Source organism: Conexibacter sp. CPCC 206217 (genome assembly GCF_030646165.1).
Lineage (GTDB): Bacteria > Actinomycetota > Thermoleophilia > Solirubrobacterales > Solirubrobacteraceae > Conexibacter.
This window is the reverse complement of sequence record NZ_JAUTDO010000004.1, coordinates 319606-337922: the sequence shown is the minus strand read 5'-3', so window position 1 is coordinate 337922 and position 18317 is coordinate 319606. Positions and strand designations below refer to the sequence as shown.

At 72.7% G+C, this 18317-nt stretch carries 17 protein-coding genes and 1 riboswitch; of the genes, 10 read left to right on the top strand and 7 right to left on the bottom strand.

Annotated features, from left to right (window positions below; translation table 11 throughout):
• Positions 1-155: 155 nt before the first annotated feature.
• Positions 156-1631: a heme peroxidase family protein gene (locus Q7L65_RS12740; RefSeq protein ID WP_304721671.1), complete on the top strand. Its 1476-nt coding sequence runs from the start codon at positions 156-158 to the stop codon at positions 1629-1631.
• Between the two features lie 51 nt (positions 1632-1682).
• Here the strand turns inward: Q7L65_RS12740 and Q7L65_RS12735 are convergent, their stop codons facing one another.
• Both Q7L65_RS12735 and Q7L65_RS12730 read right to left on the bottom strand, forming a co-directional pair.
• The gene (locus tag Q7L65_RS12735; protein WP_304721670.1) at positions 1683-2045 is read right to left on the bottom strand and encodes a DUF2171 domain-containing protein; all 363 of its coding nucleotides are present in this window, start codon (positions 2043-2045) and stop codon (positions 1683-1685) included.
• An 85-nt stretch (positions 2046-2130) separates the two neighbouring features.
• The gene (locus tag Q7L65_RS12730) at positions 2131-3330 is read right to left on the bottom strand and encodes a M20/M25/M40 family metallo-hydrolase (RefSeq protein WP_304721669.1); all 1200 of its coding nucleotides are present in this window, start codon (positions 3328-3330) and stop codon (positions 2131-2133) included.
• 68 nt (positions 3331-3398) lie between these two features.
• On the opposite strand from Q7L65_RS12730, the gene Q7L65_RS12725 reads away from it, so the two are divergent.
• Positions 3399-4220, top strand: coding sequence for a hypothetical protein (locus Q7L65_RS12725; protein WP_304721668.1), 822 nt, complete (start codon positions 3399-3401; stop codon positions 4218-4220).
• Here Q7L65_RS12725 and Q7L65_RS12720 read toward each other — a convergent pair.
• A complete protein-coding gene (locus Q7L65_RS12720; protein ID WP_304721667.1) occupies positions 4217-5563 on the bottom strand; it encodes a peptidoglycan-binding protein in 1347 nt (448 codons plus the stop codon). The two genes, Q7L65_RS12725 and Q7L65_RS12720, sit on opposite strands and share 4 nt — an antisense overlap.
• 7 nt (positions 5564-5570) lie before the next feature.
• Positions 5571-5733: riboswitch (cyclic di-AMP (ydaO/yuaA leader) on the bottom strand.
• 90 nt (positions 5734-5823) lie between these two features.
• On the opposite strand from Q7L65_RS12720, the gene Q7L65_RS12715 reads away from it, so the two are divergent.
• Complete coding sequence (locus Q7L65_RS12715) at positions 5824-6636, top strand: class I SAM-dependent methyltransferase (RefSeq protein ID WP_304721660.1); 813 nt, start codon at positions 5824-5826, stop codon at positions 6634-6636.
• Between the two features lie 102 nt (positions 6637-6738).
• On the opposite strand, the gene Q7L65_RS12710 is transcribed toward Q7L65_RS12715, so the two are convergent.
• Entirely contained in the window at positions 6739-7356 is a 618-nt protein-coding gene (locus Q7L65_RS12710; RefSeq protein ID WP_304721658.1) for a TetR/AcrR family transcriptional regulator, read from the bottom strand.
• 125 nt (positions 7357-7481) lie between these two features.
• Between Q7L65_RS12710 and Q7L65_RS12705 the strand changes: the two genes are divergently transcribed.
• From Q7L65_RS12705 to Q7L65_RS12695, 3 genes are read left to right on the top strand one after another with little or no spacing between them, the layout of a single operon-like run.
• Positions 7482-8630, top strand: coding sequence for an acyl-CoA dehydrogenase family protein (locus Q7L65_RS12705; RefSeq protein ID WP_304721656.1), 1149 nt, complete (start codon positions 7482-7484; stop codon positions 8628-8630).
• A gap of 5 nt (positions 8631-8635) precedes the next feature.
• Positions 8636-10666 (top strand): biotin carboxylase N-terminal domain-containing protein, encoded by a 2031-nt coding sequence (locus tag Q7L65_RS12700; RefSeq protein ID WP_304721654.1) that lies wholly within the window; start codon positions 8636-8638, stop codon positions 10664-10666.
• Positions 10663-12195, top strand: a complete 1533-nt coding sequence (locus tag Q7L65_RS12695) for a carboxyl transferase domain-containing protein (protein ID WP_304721652.1) — start codon at positions 10663-10665, stop codon at positions 12193-12195. The genes Q7L65_RS12700 and Q7L65_RS12695 overlap by 4 nt, the downstream gene beginning before the upstream one ends.
• Before the next feature lie 73 nt (positions 12196-12268).
• Here Q7L65_RS12695 and Q7L65_RS12690 read toward each other — a convergent pair whose 3' ends face one another.
• Together Q7L65_RS12690 and Q7L65_RS12685 are read right to left on the bottom strand one after the other, a co-directional pair.
• Positions 12269-13183: a hypothetical protein gene (locus Q7L65_RS12690; protein WP_304721650.1), complete on the bottom strand. Its 915-nt coding sequence runs from the start codon at positions 13181-13183 to the stop codon at positions 12269-12271.
• 123 nt (positions 13184-13306) lie between these two features.
• Positions 13307-14725 carry a hypothetical protein gene (locus Q7L65_RS12685; RefSeq protein ID WP_304721648.1) on the bottom strand — a complete coding sequence of 473 codons (1419 nt, stop codon included), beginning with the start codon at positions 14723-14725 and terminating at the stop codon, positions 13307-13309.
• A 155-nt stretch (positions 14726-14880) separates the two neighbouring features.
• Here Q7L65_RS12685 and Q7L65_RS12680 point away from each other — a divergent pair, with 155 nt between their 5' ends.
• The 3 genes from Q7L65_RS12680 (at position 14881) to Q7L65_RS12670 (ending at position 16035) form a co-directional block, all read left to right on the top strand.
• Positions 14881-15342: an SRPBCC family protein gene (locus tag Q7L65_RS12680; RefSeq protein ID WP_304721647.1), complete on the top strand. Its 462-nt coding sequence runs from the start codon at positions 14881-14883 to the stop codon at positions 15340-15342.
• Positions 15339-15668, top strand: a complete 330-nt coding sequence (locus Q7L65_RS12675; RefSeq protein ID WP_304721645.1) for a helix-turn-helix transcriptional regulator — start codon at positions 15339-15341, stop codon at positions 15666-15668. Before Q7L65_RS12680 ends, Q7L65_RS12675 begins: the two co-directional genes overlap by 4 nt.
• A gap of 91 nt (positions 15669-15759) precedes the next feature.
• Positions 15760-16035, top strand: coding sequence for a hypothetical protein (locus Q7L65_RS12670; RefSeq protein ID WP_304721643.1), 276 nt, complete (start codon positions 15760-15762; stop codon positions 16033-16035).
• On the opposite strand, the gene Q7L65_RS12665 is transcribed toward Q7L65_RS12670, so the two are convergent.
• Positions 16032-17495, bottom strand: a complete 1464-nt coding sequence (locus tag Q7L65_RS12665) for an MFS transporter (RefSeq protein ID WP_304721642.1) — start codon at positions 17493-17495, stop codon at positions 16032-16034. The two genes, Q7L65_RS12670 and Q7L65_RS12665, sit on opposite strands and share 4 nt — an antisense overlap.
• A 121-nt stretch (positions 17496-17616) precedes the next feature.
• Between Q7L65_RS12665 and Q7L65_RS12660 the strand changes: the two genes are divergently transcribed.
• Positions 17617-18273, top strand: coding sequence for a TetR/AcrR family transcriptional regulator (locus tag Q7L65_RS12660; protein ID WP_304721641.1), 657 nt, complete (start codon positions 17617-17619; stop codon positions 18271-18273).
• Positions 18274-18317: the final 44 nt, after the last annotated feature.

The window sequence follows — 18317 nt, the reverse complement described above, 5'->3', positions numbered from 1 at the left end:
TGCTTCCGGCCGTAAAGCTGTCCGGGATCCGCGCGTCAGAAACGCAGTCGGGCGCCCGCGCCCGCGTGCCAACCCGTCGCGGCGGGGGTTGACCTGGGCGCCGCGCTCTGGGCGCAATCAGCACTACATTCCAGAGCGAGACGGGGAGCGGCACGATGGCCGGGGACGAGCTTGGAGTCACGACGCACGGCGGGATCACGCCACGCGGCCTCGACTCGGTACCGAAGTCGGCGCTGTTCGAGGGGCGCTTCGGGCGCATATTCCGGACGCTGCCGGTGCCCGCCCACGACGACGGGGCACTGCGCAGACTCGGCGACGCGCTGCCGGAGGAGACCGGTGTCGGCGCGACCGCGGACAACCCGGCGATCCCGTCGGCGTACACCTACTTCGGCCAGTTCGTCGACCACGACATCACGTTTGATCCGGTCTCCCAGCTGCAGCGCGTCAACGATCCCGACGCGCTCGTCGACTTTCGCACGCCGCGCTTCGACCTCGACTCCGTCTACGGCGCCGGCCCGACCGCGAGCCCGTTCCTGTACGAGTCGCGCGACGCGACCTTCAGGGGCGTGAAGCTGCTGGTCGGCAGAAACCCGGCGACCGATCCGCTGCAGGGCGGCGATCCGCTCGATCCGCAGGACCTGCCGCGCAACGAGCAGGGACGCGCGCTGATCGGCGACCCGCGCAACGACGAGAACATCGTCGTGTCGCAGCTGCAGCTCGCCTTCCTGAAGTTGCACGACCGCGCCGCCGACCGCGTCCGCAGCGCGACGAGACTCGGCGGCGCCGCGCTGTTCGACGAGACGCGCCGGCTCGTCACGTGGCACTACCAGTGGGTCGTCGTGCACGACTTCCTGACGCGGATCGTCGGCGCGCCGCTCGTCAGAGACGTGTTGACGAACGGGCGCAGATTCTTCAGCTGGGAGAACACGCCGTTCATGCCGGTCGAGTTCTCCGCCGCCGCGTACCGCTTCGGCCACTCGATGGTGCGCCCCGGCTACGACCTCAACGAGACCGTCACCGGCGTGCCGATCTTCTCCGGCCGAGACAGACCCGGGACGTTCGAGAGCCTGCACGGCTTCCGCCGCCTGCCGTCGCTGTGGACGATCGACTGGTCGCATTTCGCGCCGCTGACCAGACGCAGACCGCAGCCCTCGCGCAAGATCAACATCCGCCTCGCGCCGCCGCTGATGAGACTGCCGATCAGCGTCGACGCGCAGCGCAACCCGCTGGCGGTCCTGAACCTGCTGCGCGGCAGAGCGCTCCAGCTGCCGTCAGGTCAGGCGGTCGCCGGCGCGATGCAGAGCGTGACGAGAATCCCGCCGCTCAGCACCGCGCATCTGGCGCTCGGCAGACTGAGACTGCCGGCCGCGGCGCGCAGAGCATTCGAGGCGGAGACGCCGCTGTGGTTCTACGTGCTGCGCGAGGCCGAGGTGCACGGCAGATCGGCGCAGCTCGGCCCGGTCGGCGGCCGGATCGTCGCGGAGGTGCTGATCGGTCTGCTGGAGGCAGACCCCGGCGGCTTCCTCAAGCAGGAGCCGGGCTGGAGACCGGGCAGAGGCGCGGTCGCCCTCCCGTCCGCCAGAAGAGGCGACTTCACGCTCGCGGACCTGCTCAGATTCGCGACGACGTGAGCGCAGCCGTCGCGCCGGCCGGCGCACGCCAGCCGTCGCTCGCGGGCCGCGTCAGTAGTTGCCGCTGATCCAGTCCCACGCTCTGCGCAGGCGCGCGGACAGCCCGGACTCCTCCTCGCCCGGGTCGACGTCGAGCGCGGCCGGACCGGGTTCGGGGTCGTGCAGCGCGTCGGCGGCCACGTTCAGCACGACGCCGCGCTCGAACAGCTCCTCGACCTGCTCGGAGTCGGCGAAGCGGTGGCCGCCGGAGCCGCTGCGCGTGTCGACGACGATGCCGTCGAAGATGTCGATCGACGCGTCGGCGAGCACGTGGTCGACCTTGCCGACGTGCGCGCCGGCGGCGTCGTAGACGTCCACGCCGCGCTGCAGCGTCAGGTACGAGGTGGGGGCTCCGAGGTCGGGCGTGTCGGGCATGGGCGCGAGCATACCCTGGCCGCGGCGCCACCCCACCCGAGCACCGGCGAGTTCTGCCCCGCTATGGGGCAAAGGTCGCCGCTGCTCAGTCGGCGGCCGCGAGAACCGCCGCGGCCAGTGCGAGCGCGACCTCCGCGCGCGGGCGCAGCGACGCCTCCAGCACGAACTCGCCGGGCGCGTGCGCGCGGCCGCCGCGCGGGCCGAGGCCGTCGACGGTGAAGGGGACAGCCGGCGCGACGTGGCTCGCGTCGCTGGCGCCGCCGCGACCGGCGGCGACGAGCGGGCGGCCGAGGCGCTCCGACGCCGCCGCCAACAACGGAGCGGTCGCGGCGCGCGAATCCATCGCCGGCCAGACGCGCGCGAGCTGCGCGTCGAGCACGACGCCGCCCAGCTCGCGGGGGATCGACGCGCGCACCTCCTCGAACGCCTCGGTGCGGTCGGAGCGCAGGTCGCAGATCAGCTCGCCGTCGTCGGGCACGACGTTGAACGCGTCGCCGCTGTGCAGCGTCGTCGGCACGGCCGTGAGACGGTCGGGGCCGTCGGGCGCGTGCGCCGCGGCGACGATCTGCGCCGCGGCGGCAAGTGCCAGCAGCGCGTTGCGGCCCCTGTCGGGCGCCGCGCCGGCGTGCGAGGCGACCCCGCGGGCATGGACGCTCAGCGTGCCGGCGGCCTTGCGTCTGACGATCACCGCGTCGCTGCCGTCGGGCGCCAGCTCGCCGGCCTCGAAGCAGAGGCAGCCGTCCCAGCCGGCGAAGCGCTCGACGTGCTGCATCGGCCCCGTCCGCCACTCCTCGTCGACGACCAGCAGCAGCGCGACCTCGGCGAAGGAGGGCGCGGCGACGCCCGCAGCAGCTCCGCTCGCCCGCCGCCCGCCCGCGTCTGCGCGTCGCTCGGCCGTGGCGTCCGCCAGAGCGCGCAGCAGCCCCAGCGCCAGCACGTCGCCGGCCTTCATGTCGATCGTGCCGGAGCCGGTCAGCCGCTCGTCCTCGCGTCTCAGCGACGCGTGGCGCTGGTGCGGGACGACGGTGTCGAGGTGGCCGAGCAGCAGCAGCCGGCCGCGGCCCTCGCCGCGCAGTCGCACGACGACGTCGTCGGCATGGCCGGGGGAGGAGCAGGGGATCCGCTCGACCGTCGCGGCCGGCGGCGCGAGCGCGCGCACGACGGCGACGCAGTCCTCCGCGCCGTGGCGGTCGCCCGACGGCGAGGAGACGGCGACCAGCGCCTCCAGGTCGCGCGCCGCGCGCGCGGCGATCTGCTCGGCCGACTGCTGAACCCAGGCATCCATGAAGCGACCACCTTAGTCACCCGGACGTTGGCGCAGGATGCGCGCGGCGCGCGGCGAAGACCCCGCGCGTGACCTCCACGCTGCTGCACACGGCCGCACTCTTCTCCGTCGACGTGATCCAGACGAGAGCGGAGCCGGGCCGCGAGTCCGCCTTCGTCGTGCTGCTCGCGTTCCTGCTGTCGTTCGGCTTCATCCGCACGAGCGCGCGGCTGACGCGCAGCGTGTCGTGGTGGCCGGGCGGCGTCGAGACGGAGGGCGGCGTCCACCTGCACCACCTGGTGTGGGGGATCGTGCTCCTGCTCGTGTCCGGCTTCGCGGCGTTCGCGACCGAGCTCGACTCGCCGTGGTGGCAGATCCTGTCGGTCGCGTTCGGCGTCGGCGCCGGCTTCACGCTCGACGAGTTCGCGCTGTGGGTGCGGCTGCAGGACGTCTACTGGGCGAGAGAGGGGCGCGCGTCGCTCGACGCGGTCGTGCTGGCGACCGTCTTCGCCGGCCTCGTCGTGATCGGCGTCAACCCCTACGGCCTCGACGAGGCGGGCTCGATCCTCGGCACGGCCGCCTGGTTCGCGATCACGCTGACGCTCGCGGCGCTCGCCTTCTTCAAAGGCCGCATCCTGCTCGGGATGATCGCGATATTCGTGCCGTTCGTCGCCGCCGGCTGGGCCATCGTGCGGCTCGCGTCGCCGAACTCGCCGTGGGCGCGCAAGTACTACGACGAGGAGAAGCTGGAGCGCTCGCGCAAGCGCTTCGGGCCGGACACCCGCAGCGCCCGCTTCAAGCAGAGCTTCCTCAACGCGATAGGCGGCAGACCGTCGCTGCCCGATCCACCGCCCCCGGGACCGCCGCCCGGCGACGGACCCGACAGCCGCCCGCCGAAGCCGGGCGCCTAGAGCCCGGGCGGGTGGACCGCGACGTAGCCGGCGCTGGAGCGGTCGTCCGGCTGCCAGCGCGTGCCGGCCGCGCTCGCGCCGCTGGTGTCGAAGCGTCTGCCGTCGATCACCATGTAGGCGTGGCCGGCGTTGGCGTAGATCGTCACGCGACGGCCCTCGCCCGGCTCGCCCCAGCTCTCGAAGCCGCCGGATGAGAGCGGGGAGTCGAGCAGACCTGCCCCGTGCAGCACGTAGGAGACCGAGCCGGAGCAGTCGTAGCCGCTGGACTCGAACGAGCCGTGGCCGCCGCCGTACACGTACGGCGTCGACGCTATCCGGTTGCCGGCCGCGATCATCGCCGCGATCTTCGCGTCGTCACCGTTGTTGCCGCCGCGCTTGTCGTTGCTGCCGCCGCGCTTGAGCACGGGGCCGTCGCCGAGACCGAGCGCGGAGCGCGTCGCAGGACCGGCGACGCCGTCGGCCTCGAGGCCGCGGCTCGCCTGCCAGCGCTTCAGCGCCGCCTCGGTGCCGGGGCCGAAGTCGCCGTCGGCGGAGATCCCGAGCGCGCGCTGAAGCGCCTCGACGCCGGAGCCGTCGGTCTTGACCGCGGCGCGCGCGTTGCGCCCGCTGGAGCTGCCGCCGCCACCGCCGTCGCGCACGAGCGCGCTCCAGGTGGACGGGCCGACGATCCCGTCGGCCGTCAGTCCGTGCGAGCTCTGGAAGCGCTTCAGCGCCTTCAGCGACTGCGGGCCGAAGATGCCGTCGGCGGGGATCCCGAGCTCGTGCTGCACAGCGCGCACGCTGTGGCCGATGATGCGCGCCTTGCCGCCGACCTTGACGGTCTTCGTCGAGGCGGTCGAGGTGTTCGCCTGCGCGCGCTTGAGCGCCGACCAGGTCGCCGGGCCGGCGACGCCGTCGACGTGCAGATGGTGGCGTGCCTGAAACTTGCGCAGCTGCTTCTTCGTGCCGGGGCCGAAGATCCCGTCGGCGTGCACGCCGAGCGCGCGCTGCAGGCGCTTGACCTCGTGCCCCTTGTCGCCCTTCTCGACGACGGCGGCCGAGGCGGTGCCGGTGAAGGCGGCCGTCGCGCCGATCGCCGGGCCGGCGGTGACCGCTATCAGCGCGGTCAGCGACAGGCCGCGGGCGGCGGGAGCGGGGAGCTTCGTCTGCGTGGCGGCCGCTTCGCGGCGGCGCTGGGCGAAGGACAGCGAGTCGAGGACGTGCTCGGTGTCGGCGAGGTCGCGCGGACGCAGGCGCGCCAGCGCCGAGGAGGTCCGAGTGCGGGCACCGCGGCGCGCGAGCGAGCGCTCGAGCGAGTCCGCCCAAAGGTCATCGAGCGCGAGATCGCGCTGCTCCTGGTTCACAGCTGGGTGCTCCTGTCTCAGTAAGCCTGCGAGGTGAGCTGACGGGCTCGCAGGGCCACTGAGTGGCCACGCTACGTCGCTGGCGCGACGATTCGCCCCCGGTCCATGTCAGACCATTGGGTCCCCCGCTCGCGGTCCACAGTGGGTCCGCGATTCGGCTCTATGTAACGGCGTCGGAACCTACCAGGTGGTTTCCTGCACGTTGCAAGGCACGTTGCAAGTGTCGCGACGGCGCTCGCGCGAGGTGGGATGCTGAGTCGATGAGCGGACCGAGCGGCGTGTGGGCGCTGGGCGACTTCCCGAAGGTCGCGCGCGAGACGATCGCGGGTACGGGAGCCATCCTCGTCGAGGCGTGCGGCGTGCACTCTGGACAGCGCCTGCTCGACGTCGCCGCGGGGGCTGGAAACGTCGCCCTGCCGGCGGCACGCGCCGGCGCGGAGGTGGTCGCGTCGGACATCACCCCTGAGCTGTTGGCGGCCGGGCGTGCACTGGCGGCGGGGGAGGGACTCGGCGTCGAGTGGGTCGAGGCGGACGCACAGGCGCTGCCGTTCGGCGCCGACGCGTTCGACGTCGTCACCTCCGCGTTCGGCGCGATCTTCGCGCCCGACCACCGCGCGACCGCGGCTGAGCTGCTGCGCGTCTGCCGGCCCGGCGGCACGATCGGGCTGCTCAACTGGACGCCCGAGGGCTGGAGCGGGCAGTTCTTCGCGAGACTCGCGGCGTTCATGCCGGCGCCGCCGCCGGACTTCCAGTCGCCTGCGCTGTGGGGCCACGAGCCGCACCTGCGCGAGTTGCTGGGCGACGGGATCGCCGACCTGCGCGTGCAGCGCCGCATGGTCGTGCTCGACCACTTCGCGACGCCGGCCGATCTCGTGCTCTTCTACAGAGAGAACTTCGGGCCGGTGATCGCCGTCTGCCGCGCGCTCGCCGACGATCCACAGGCGCTCACCGCGCTCGACGAGGCGCTGATCGACTTCGCGCGCCGCACCAACCTCGCCGCCGGCAGAGGCGAGGGCGCCCGCTACGAACTGGAGTACCTGCTCGTCGTCGCGCGCACTCGTCAGGCGGCGTAGCGCCGCACCGCCGCCGCGGTCGCCGCGTCGGCGGGGACCAGCGTCGCGCTCGCCGCGCGTCGCTCACCTCGGAGGCAAGCGAGCCGCGCGCACTCAGGTCGCTCAGCCGGCGGCGGCTCCGTCCCCGAGCACCATGTCGCAGAAGCCGGTCGCGATCTGCTCGACGGAGAGGCGGCCGCGGGGGCGGTACCACTGCGGCAGGTGGTTGACCATGCCGAGCAGTGCGAACGTCGTCAGGCGGCGATCGGCGAAGTGGACGCCGCCGTCGTGCTCGACGCGCGCGAGCGTCTGCTCCAGCAGGCGCTCGAACCGCTTGCGGCTGCCGGCGACGTGTCTCCACTGCGGCTCGCGCTCGATCACGTGCCGCTCCTGCAGGAAGACGATCATGTGCAGCCGGTGCGTCGCGACGTGCTCGACCCACGCGCCGACGAGCGCGCGCAGCGCGGGCTCCGGCGCAAGCGTCGCGATCTCCAGTGCCGCGATCTTCTCCAGCAGCGGCTCCATCAGCGCGTCGCAGATCGCGATCAGCAGCTGCTCCTTGCTGCCGATGTAGTGGTACAGCCCGCCCGCCGTCAGCCCGGTCGCATCGGTCAGGTCCTGCATCGTCGTCGCGTGGTACCCGCGCTCCGCGAACAGCCCCGCCGCCGCCTCCACGACCCCCTCGCGCTTGGCGTCGTAGCGTCTGCGCAGGGCAGGTCGTGTCGGGGGTGGCGGGGGCATCGGAGCCGGTCACCTTACCGCGCCGCGGATGAAAAACCGAATGCCGGCTCGGTGCGAGCTGCGACGAGAGATCAGTACCGAACCACCGCTCGAAATCCGAGCACTCATTCGGTATGGTGGCCGGCATGGACTTCGACCTCTCAGACGATCACCGACTGCTGCGCAGCACGGTGCGCGAGTTCGCCGAGCAGGAGATCGCGCCCGTGGCGGAGGAACTCGACCGCACGAAGGCGTTCCCGTATGAGCTGGTCAAGCGGCTCGGCGAGCTGAACCTGATGGGGATCCCCTTTCCCGAGGCGGTCGGCGGCGCGGGGGCGGACACGCTCGCCTACGCGATCGTCGTCGAGGAGCTGGCGCGGGTCGACTCGTCGGTCGCGATCACGCTGTGCGCGCACACGTCGCTCGGCACCCAGCCGATCTACCTGTTCGGCAACGACGAGCAGAAGCGCGACTGGCTGCCGCAGTTGACCGCCGGCGAGAAGCTCGGCGCGTTCGGGCTGACCGAGCCCGAGGCCGGCTCCGACGCCGGCAACGTGCAGACGCGCGCGATGCTCGACGACGGCGACTGGGTCATCAACGGCAGCAAGCAGTTCATCACCAACGCCGGCACCGACATCTCCGGCTGCGTCGTCATCACCGCCGTCACCGACGTCGACGCGAACGGGCGCAAGGAGATCTCCAACATCCTCGTCCCGAACGGCACGCCCGGCTACGAGCAGGGCGCGCCCTACCGCAAGATGGGCTGGAACGCGTCGGACACGCGGCCGCTCACCTTCACCGACTGCCGCGTCCCCGGCGACCACATGGTCGGCCCGCGCGGCGCCGGCTTCAAGCAGTTCCTGCGCGTGCTCGACATCGGCCGCATCGGCGTCGCCGCGATGGGCGTCGGGCTGGCCCAGGGCGCGCTCGACGAGGCGCTCAGGTACGCGAAGGAGCGCAAGGCGTTCGGCCAGCCGATCTCGAAGTTCCAGGCGATCCAGGCGAAGCTCGCCGACGTCGCGACCGAGATCGCCGCCGGTCGCCTGCTGACCTACAACGCCGCCTTCCTGAAGGACCAGGGCCGCGACTTCTCGCTGACCGCCGCGCAGGCGAAGCTGAAGACCGGCCGCCTTGCCGTGCGCGCGAGCGAGGAGGCCGTGCAGATCCACGGCGGCTACGGCTACATCGAGGAGTACCCGGTCTGCCGCTTCTACCGCGACGCGAAGATCCTCACGATCGGCGAGGGTACCGACGAGGTCCAGCAGATGGTCATCGCCCGCGCGCTCGGGGCCTAGCGGCGATGGCTGAGCTGAGCGCGCTCGGCCCGGTGCTCGTCGCCAACCGCGGCGAGATCGCGGTGCGCATCTGCCGCACGGTGAGAGCGCTGGGGCTGTCGTCGGTCGCGGTCCACAGCGATGCCGACGCGGGCGCCCCGCACGTCCAGTCGGCCGATGCGGCCGTGCGGATCGGTCCCGCCGATGCGCGCTCGTCGTACCTCTCGATCGACGCGCTGCTCGACGCCGCGCGCATCAGCGGGGCGCGCTCGGTCCACCCCGGCTACGGCTTCCTCGCCGAGAGCGCCGCGTTCGCTGCGGCGGTCCAGGGCGCCGGCCTGACATGGATCGGCCCGCCGCCGCAGGCGATCGAGCTGATGGGCGACAAGGCGCGCGCCAAGCAGCTCGCGCGCGAGGCGGGCGTTCCCGTCGTGCCGGGGGTCGAGGGCGTCGACCTGACGCTGGAGCAGATCGAGGCGTTCGTCGCCGAGCACGGCCTCCCGGTCGTCGTGAAGGCGGTCGCGGGCGGTGGCGGCAAGGGGATGCGCGTCGTGCACGAGGCCGGCGCGCTGGCGGGCGCGCTCGACGCGGCGCGGCGCGAGGCGCGCGCGGCGTTCGGCGACGATCGCGTGCTGGTCGAGCGCTACCTCGAGCGCCCGCGCCACATCGAGGTCCAGCTGATGGCGGACCGTCACGGCGCGGTCGTGCACCTCGGCGAGCGCGAGTGCTCGCTGCAGCGGCGCCACCAGAAGGTCGTCGAGGAGGCGCCCTCGCCGGTCGTCGACCCCGACTGGCGCGCGGAGATGGGCGCGGCCGCCGTGCAGCTCGCGCGTGCCTGCGGGTACGTCGGCGCCGGCACCGTCGAGCTGATCGTCCCGGGCGCGACCAACGGCGTGCTGACCGACGACTTCTTCTTCCTCGAGATGAACACGCGGCTGCAGGTCGAGCACCCGGTCACGGAGCTCGTCTACGGCGTCGACCTCGTCGAGCAGCAACTGCGCGTCGCCGCGGGCGAGCAGCTGGCGCTGCGGCAGTCCGAGCTGGTGCCGCGCGGCCACGCCGTCGAGGCGCGCCTCTACGCGGAGGACCCCGCCGCCGGCTTCCTGCCCTCGACCGGCGTCGTGCGCCATTGGCGCGCACCGGCCGGCGACGGCGTGCGCGTCGACGCCGCGCTGGCGCAGGGGCTGGCGGTGCAGACGCATTACGACCCGATGCTGGCGAAGGTGATCGCGCACGGCCCCGACCGCGCGACCGCGTTGGCACGGCTGGAGCGTGCGCTGGCGCAGACCGAGCTGCTGGGCATCACGACGAACGCCCCCTTCACGCGCGCCCTGCTGACGCGCGACGACGTTCGCCTCGGCGCGCTCGACACAGGCTTGCTGGAACGCGTCCTGGGCGGAGACGAGCTGACGGGCGAGGCACCCGCCGACCTGCTCCCCGCCGCCGCCCTCGCGCTTGAGCTGAGCGACCGCGAGGCCCATGCCGCGCGCACGTCGATCCCGTTCTCGTGGCGATCGGACGGTGCGACCGGCACATGGCGACGGCTCGTCACGGTGGCCGACGGCGCACCGACGGAGCTGACCGTGCGAGGCGAGAAGGTGACGACACGAGAGGTCGTCCCGCGCGGCGCGCCCGCGCCCGCCGCCGCCGCGGCGAGCAGCTGGCGAGGCGCCGCGCGCCGGCTCGACGCCTCCGCCGTCGCGGTCGAGCTCGACGGTGTCGCACGCCGCTACGTGCTCGCACGCGACATCGCCGACGGGCGCGCCTGGATCGGTCGCGACGGTCATCAGCTGGAGATCGCTGCGGCGCGTGCCGGCGGCGGCGACCTCAGCGCCACGGGCGACTCGCTCGCCGCGCCGATGCCGGGAACGGTCCTGCTCGTGAACGTCGCGGACGGCGACGCGGTGCAGCAGGGCGAGGTCCTCGTCGTGCTGGAGTCGATGAAGATGGAGCTGTCGGTCAGCGCGCCGCATGCCGGCACCGTCGACGGGCTGACGGTCAAGCCGGGTGACAAGGTGACGCTCAGACAGGTGCTGCTGGAGGTGCATGCCGGATGAGCTACCGCGATGGTCACCTCGCCTTGATCGCCGATCTCGAGGCGCGCCTGGAGCGTGTCCGCGGCGGGGGCGGGCCGAAGGCGATGGAGCGCCACGTCGCGCGCGGCAAGCTGCCCGCGCGTGAGCGGATCGAGCGGCTCTGCGATCCCGGCGCGCCGTTCCTGGAGCTGGCGCCGCTCGCCGCCGAGGAGCTGTACGACGGCGCGGCGCCGAGCGCGGGCGTCGTCGCGGGCGTCGGCGTCGTCCACGGCCGTCACTGCATGATCGTCGCCAACGACGCGACCGTGAAGGGCGGCACCTATTTCCCGCTGACGGTCAAGAAGCACCTGCGTGCGCAGGAGGTCGCGGCGGAGAACGCACTGCCCTGCATCTACCTCGTCGACTCGGGCGGCGCCTTCCTGCCGATGCAGGACGAGGTCTTCCCCGACCGCGAGCACTTCGGCCGCATCTTCTTCAACCAGGCGAACATGTCCAAGCGCGGGATCGCGCAGATCAGCGCCGTGATGGGCTCGTGCACGGCCGGCGGCGCCTACGTCCCGGCGATGAGCGACGAGACCGTGATCGTGCGCGAGCAGGGGACGATCTTCCTCGGCGGCCCGCCGCTCGTGAAGGCGGCGACCGGCGAAGAGGTGACGGCTGAGGAGCTGGGCGGCGGCGACGTGCACGCGCGCACCTCCGGCGTCGTCGACCACCTCGCCGAGGACGACGCCGACGCGCTGCAGCGGATCCGCGACATCGTCCGCACGCTGCCCGCGAGTGGGTGGGAACGGAATCCGCCGTGGGAGCGGATCGCCGCCCGCCCGCCCGCGCACGTCGACGACCCCGACGGTCTCTTCGACCTCGTTCCGCTCGACACGCGCACGCCCTACGACGTGCGCGAGCTGCTCGCGCGGATCGTCGACGGCGGCGAGCTGCAGGAGTTCAAGGCGCTGTACGGGACGACGCTGGTGTGCGCCTTCGCGCACGTCGACGGCCACCCGATCGGGATCGTCGCCAACAACGGAGTGCTCTTCAGCGAGTCGTCGCTGAAGGGTGCGCACTTCGTCGAATTGTGCGACCGCCGCGGGATCCCGCTGCTGTTCGTGCAGAACGTCGCCGGCTTCATGGTCGGACGCGACTACGAGGCGGGCGGGATCGCGAAGGACGGCGCCAAGCTCGTCACCGCGGTCTCGTGCGCGCGCGTGCCGAAGCTGACGGTGATCGTCGGCGGCTCCTACGGCGCCGGCAACTACGGCATGTGCGGACGCGCCTACTCACCGCGCTTCCTGTGGATGTGGCCCAACGCGCGCATCAGCGTGATGGGCGGTGAGCAGGCCGGCGCGGTGATGACCGAGGTCGGTCAGCCCGAGGTCGGCGCCCAGTTGCGTGAGCAGTACGAGCGCCAGGGCAATCCGATCTACGCCACCGCCCGCCTGTGGGACGACGGCGTGATCGACCCCCGTCGCACCCGTGACGTGCTCGCCGCCGCGCTCGCCGCGTGCGGCAACGCACCGCTGCAGCCCGTCGGCTACGGCGTCTTCCGGATGTAGCGCAGCGCCCGTCGGGGCGCCGCGACGAACCCGCTCGTGCGGCGACCGGCCCGGCCGCCGCGCGAGCGCTCCGTCATGGGACCGGGTTGACCCACAGACGACGGTTCTCGAACGCCGCGTGATCGCCGCCGCTGCAGGCGCAGTCGAAGGCGTAGCGCAGCTCGTACGTGTGTCTGCCGCCGGTCGTCTGGAACGTGACCGGACCGGGTGCGCCGACGGTCGAGCAGTAGCCGCTGAAGCCCATCGCTCCCGGCGTCCCGAACGGACCGGCCAGCGCGAAGCCGCCCGGCATGTCGAAGAGAACCCCGTCAGGGCCGTAGCAGAGGCCGACGCCGTCGCCGGCCTGACCGCTCGCCTGGCCCGGCATCTGGACGCCGTCCTCGTAGAGCGAGACCGCGCCGTCGCCGACGTCGGGCTCGTCGACGGCTTCGGCGGAGGCGGTCACCTGGATCGTGCCCGACTGCGGGACGACGACGGTCACCTCCGGTCCGCCCGCGAGCTGCTCGTAGCCGCTCGTGAGTCTGGTCGTGACGATGCCCGGCGCGATCGCGTATCTGACGATGCTCGCCTGGGGTGCGGCCGGGCCCTCGGGACCCTGTGGGCCTTCAGGGCCTTCGGGACCCCGCGAACCTGGAGCACCCGGGGCGCCGGTGTCGCCGGTCTGCCCGGCGGCGCCCGTCGGACCCGGTGCGCCGTTCTGCCCCGCGGGGCCCGCCGCGCCGCCGTCGCCCTTCGGCCCGGCAGGGCCGCGCGCGCCGGTTCTGCCGGTCTTGCCCTGCTTGAGCTTCGCTCTTGCCTTCTTCTTGGCGGCGACGCACTTCGCGCGTCTGGCCGCCGCCTTCGTGGCCGCGGCCCTGCTCGCCTTCTTCGCCTTCTTCGCCACGCACGTCGTCGCCTTCTTCTTCGCCGCCGGTGCGGCCTGTGCGGGCGCCCCGATCAGCAACAGCCCCAGCACGACGGTCAACAGCACTCCCGCGAATCGCTTCATCAGCGTTCGGTCCCTCCCCTTGCTCGCAGATGCGCCCCGACCGGACGCTTGAGCGCACTATCGGCCATGGGTGGAGCGGCCTTGAGCACAAACCGCACGGTGTACTGTTTTCGTCCACTCGGCTCAGCGCGTGAGGCGGAACTGCTTGCCCGCGAAGCAGTAGTCGAACTCGATCCGGTCGCCTCCGAGCAGCGGGGAACGATCCTCGACCATCAGTCTGCCGGTCACGGCGTCGCCCTGGATGCGGCCGTCGAATCTGAGCTTCTCGAAGCCGTAGCCTCTCGTCGCCTCCCACGTGAAGCTGCCGTCGGCGGCGACCTTCGGGTCGGGGTCGTCGGCGATCATCGCGTAGGACGTTCTCGTCTGCCGCCCGCTCTTGGTGCAGTAGAGCGTCAGGTCGCCGTTGAAGGTCGTCACGAACCCGTTCGCGACGACCATCGTCTGCCCGTCGGGCGCGCGGTAGGTGCCGTCGAAGCCGGCTCCACCGCCGCTGGGGGCGTCGCCTCTGCTGCCGCCGCCGGTGCCGCCGCCGCTTCTCGGCGGCGCTCTTCTCGCCACGGCGCCGAGCTTGACGACGACCGCTCGCGTCGTCGTGCGCGCCTTGCCGACCGGTGCTCTGAGCGTGACGGCGAGGATCAGCTTCAGCGTCCGTCTGCGCGCGAGCGTGCGTGCCGCCGCCTTCGCCAGCCGCAGTCTCAGCAAGCGGGTGCTGGCGGCCGCCAGCGTCACCTTCGTCGTGGCAGCGTTGCTGCGCCCCTGTCTCAGCGTCGCTCTGCCGGTCAGCTTGAACGCGTACGGGTTCGCGAGCGAGACCGTGACGACGCCCTGTCTCGTCGCGGCGGCCGTGGCGGCGAGCTTCAGCGCTGGGCCGGCGGCCGGCAGGCCGGCGTACAGATCGGGCGTCGGCGGCGATGGAGCCGTCGGAGGCGCCGGCGGGGTGGGCGGGACCGGGTTGCTCGGTTGCCCGGGCGGCATGCCGTGGTCGGGGTCCTGGGTCTCGTCGCCGCGGCCGTCGCCGTCCGCGTCGGGTTCGATCTCCGCCTCGAACAGCCAATAGCCCTCGAAGCTCGCCGACGGCGCGCGCGTCTCGCCGTCGGCGAGCGGCGGCGTCCAGGTGCTGGTCATGTCCGCGCCGCTGATGAACGGCGAGGGCTCGCGCGAGACCTGCGCGCCGTCGAGCAGGTCGAGCGCGAGCAGGTCGCCCGACCGCACCGGCAACTGCGCCGTCTGCTCGACCGCGCCGGCGCTCGCCGGCAGCGCCGCAGGCGCGGTCGCACCGCCGCCGACGCGCCGCAGCCGCACCTGTCCGGCGCTGCCGTGCACCCGCCACCGCACGACGACGCCCGTGTCCGGCACGTTCAGGTCGAGGTTGGCGAGGCGCTCCTGGGCGACGGTGCAGGCGAGCGCGGGGGCGCAGCCGGCGAGCGGCGTCGTCGGCAGCGCGACCTCCGGGCTGGTGCCGAGCGTGGTCGAGGCGGACGCGGCCGAGGGGAGCAGCAGGACGGCGCAGAGGCAGGCGAGAAGCAGCGGATGGCGGTGCATGCACTCCACCGTACGGATCGATTTGCCCACGCCACATGAGGGAGCTCCCCTGTGCTTCCCCCGCAGTTCCCTGACGAGGAGTAACCGCGGGGTTGCGTCTCCGGTGTCGGATGTGTAACCTGCGAGTTACGCAATCAATCCGTTGGAGGTATGCCATGGTGGCCGACCAGATCGAACGCGACGTCCTGATCCAGGCACCCGTCGAGCGCGTGTGGGAGCTGCTGACCGAGGCCGAGCACGTCGGCACCTGGTTCGGCGACGCGGGCGCCGAGATCGACCTGCGACCAGGTGGGGCGATGCGCTTCAGCTGGACCAAGCACGGCACGACGCGCGGGCGCGTCGAGACCGTCGAGCCGCCGCACCGCTTCGCCTACCGCTGGGCACCGTTCGGACCGCGGGACGAGGCCGAGCCGGTGCCGGGCAACTCGACGCTCGTCGAGTTCACGCTCGTCCGCGAGGGCGAGGCGACGCGGCTGCGCGTCGTCGAGACCGGCTTCGCGTCGCTCGACATGGCCGACGAGCAGCGCGCCGAGAACCGCGACGGCAACGTGCGCGGCTGGCAGCTGGAGCTGGACGACCTGATCGCCTACGCGCAACAGGCGGTGGTCAGCCGATGAGCGCAGCGGTCGCCGACCCGGCACCGGAGGTCTTCGCCGCGCTCGCCGACCCGACCCGCTGGCGCCTGCTCGGCACGCTCGCCGAACAGGGCGAGGGCACGGCGACGACGCTCGCCGGGCAGCTGCCCGTCAGTCGCCCGGCGGTGATCAAGCACCTCGTCGTGCTCGACAGAGCCGGGCTCGTCGAGCGGCGCCGCGCCGGCCGCGAGGTGCGCTACCGCGTGCGCCCGCAGCGGCTCGAGGCGACCGCCCGCCAGATGGACGAGCTGGCCGCCGCATGGGACCGCCGCCTGGCCGCGATCAAGCGGCTGGCGGAGGAGGCGTAGCTGCAAGGTCGCGTGCGAGGCGTGCGGGAGCGCGGAGCGGCAGCTACGCTCCCGCCGCCCGCTCGCCTCGTCGCTCGTCTGAAGGGACCGAATGCACCGCACAATCGCACGGTCTGCCCGTGCGAAGAGCGTCGCGCTGACACTCGTCTCGGCGCTCGTCGCCGCGCCGATCGCGCCCGCGGGCGACCCCGCCAGCGGCACGGCGACGGTCCTCGGCATCTGGCACGCCGACTCCGACGCCTACCCGCTCGGCCCGCCGCAGGCCTCCAACATCGGTGCGCCCAGCGGCGGCGCCTCGCCCGGCGAGCTGCCGCACGACACCGCCCCGTCGACCGGGACGACCCCGGGCGGCGCGCCCGCTGCCTAGTGGGCCATCACCGGCTCGGCCTCCGGGTCCACCTGCACGACGCCCGGCTTCAGCAGCAGCAGTGAGATCAGCGCGCCCGCGGCGAAGATCGCGGCGGACCACCAGAACGCGGTCGTGTAACCGTGCACGGCGGCGTCGGCCGCTGAGCCCGCGCCGTTGTCGGCGACGAAGCCGCTGACGGCGCTGGCGAACAGCGTCGACAGCAGCGCGGTGCCGACCGAGCCGCCGACCTGCTGAGCGGTGTTGACGAGCGCCGAGGCGATGCCCGCGTCGTGGCGGTCGACGCCGATCGTCGCGACGCTCATCGCCGGCGCGAAGACGAGGCCGAGGCCGAGGCCCATGATCAGCAGCGCCGGCAGCACGTGCGCGGCGTAGCTGGAGTCGGCGCCGATCTGCGTCAGCAGCACCATCGCCACGGCGGCCATCGCCATGCCCGGGACGATCAGCGGCTTGTGGCCGAAACGCGGCATCAGCTTCGCCGTCGCGCTCGTCGCCGACAACATGATCGCGAAGCTCAGCGGCAGGAACGCGAGGCCGGTCTCGACCGGCGAGAAGCCGAGCGTCTGCTGCAGGTAGTACGTCAGGAAGAGGAAGACGCCGAACATGCCGGCGCCGGTGATCCCCATCGCGATGTAGGCGCCGCCGCGGTCGCGGTCCTTGACGACGCGCAGCGGCAGCAGCGGGTGCTCGACGCGCGACTGCAGCGCGACGAACAGGCCCAGCAGCACGACGGCGGCGACGAGGAAGCCGATCGTGATCGGCGCGCCCCAGCCGTCGCTCTCGGCCTTCGCGAAGCCGAACACGAGCGAGAAGAGGCCGAGGCCCGAGGCGAGCGTGCCCGGGATGTCGAGCCGCGGCTTGCTCGGATCGGCGACGTCGTGCAGCAGCGCGAGCCCGGCGAACGCGGTCGGAATCGCGAACAGCAGGTTGACGTAGAGGCACCAGCGCCACGACAGGTACTCGGTCAGCAGGCCGCCGAGCAGCAGGCCGATCGCCGCGCCGGAGCCGGCGATCGCGCCGAAGACGCCGAACGCTCTGCCGCGCTCGTTCGGGTCGGTGAAGGTCGTCGTCAGCAGCGACAGCGCGGCGGGTGCCAGCAGCGCGCCGAACGCGCCCTGCAGCGCACGTGCGAAGACGAGCATGCCGAAGCTCTGCGCCGCGCCGCCGATCGCGGAGGCGACGGCGAAGCCGATCAGGCCGACGACGAAGACGCGCTTGCGCCCGATCAGGTCGCCGATGCGCCCGCCGAGCAGCAGCAGCGAGCCGAACGACAGGGCATAAGCGGTCACGACCCACTGGCGGTTGGCGTCGGTGAAGCCGAGCGCGTCCTGGGCCGACGGCAGCGCGATGTTCACGATCGTCGCGTCGAGCACGACCATCAGCTGCGCGATGCCGATGATCGCGAGGATCAGCCAGCGGCGTTCGTGATGCGGGTTGGTGGAGACGGGGGGAGCGGACATCGTGCCTTTCACGGCTCCCCACGACAATCCGGTGAGAAGCGGAGGTGGTTACTCAACTTTGGTGACGCGCAGCGTAGCAGCAAAGTGGAGAAGTATCCTCCGATTTCGCTACGATGGACGGATGAGCGATGCCAAGCCGTTGCGGCGCGACGCCGAGCGCAACCTGCGCCGCATCCTCGACGCCGCGCGCGAGGTCTTCGCCGCGCGCGGCCTCGGCGTCACGATGGACGACGTCGCGCACCACGCCGGCGTCGGCGTCGGCACGGTCTACCGCCGCTTCGCCAACAAGGAGGAGCTGATCGACGCGCTCTTCGAGGACCGCATCGAGGCGATGGCGGAGCTCGCGCGTCAGGGCCTCGCGTACGACGACGCCTGGGACGGCCTCGTCTGGTTCATGGAGCAGACGCTGATCGCCCAGGCGGAGGATCGCGGCCTGAAGGAGCTGTTGTTCGACACCGCGCACGGCCAGCACCGCGTCGCCCACGCGCGCGACACGATGGCGCCGATCGTGGTCGAGTTGGTCGACCGCGCCCGCGCCGCCGGCAGGCTGCGCGACGACGTCGAGGGCCGCGACACGCCGCTGCTGCAGCTGATGCTCGGCACCGTGCTCGACTTCTCGCGCGAGATCGAGCCCGAGCTGTGGCGGCGCTACCTCGCGATCGTGCTCGACGGCCTGCGCGCCCGCCGCGACGGCCACAGCCAGCTCCCCGTCGCCGCGCTCGACGAGGCGCAGCTCGACGTCGCGATGGCGGACTGGAAGGCGCCGCCGCGGCGCTGAGAGCCGTGGTGCCGAGCGGCGCGCCCGCGACGCGCGCCTGTGCC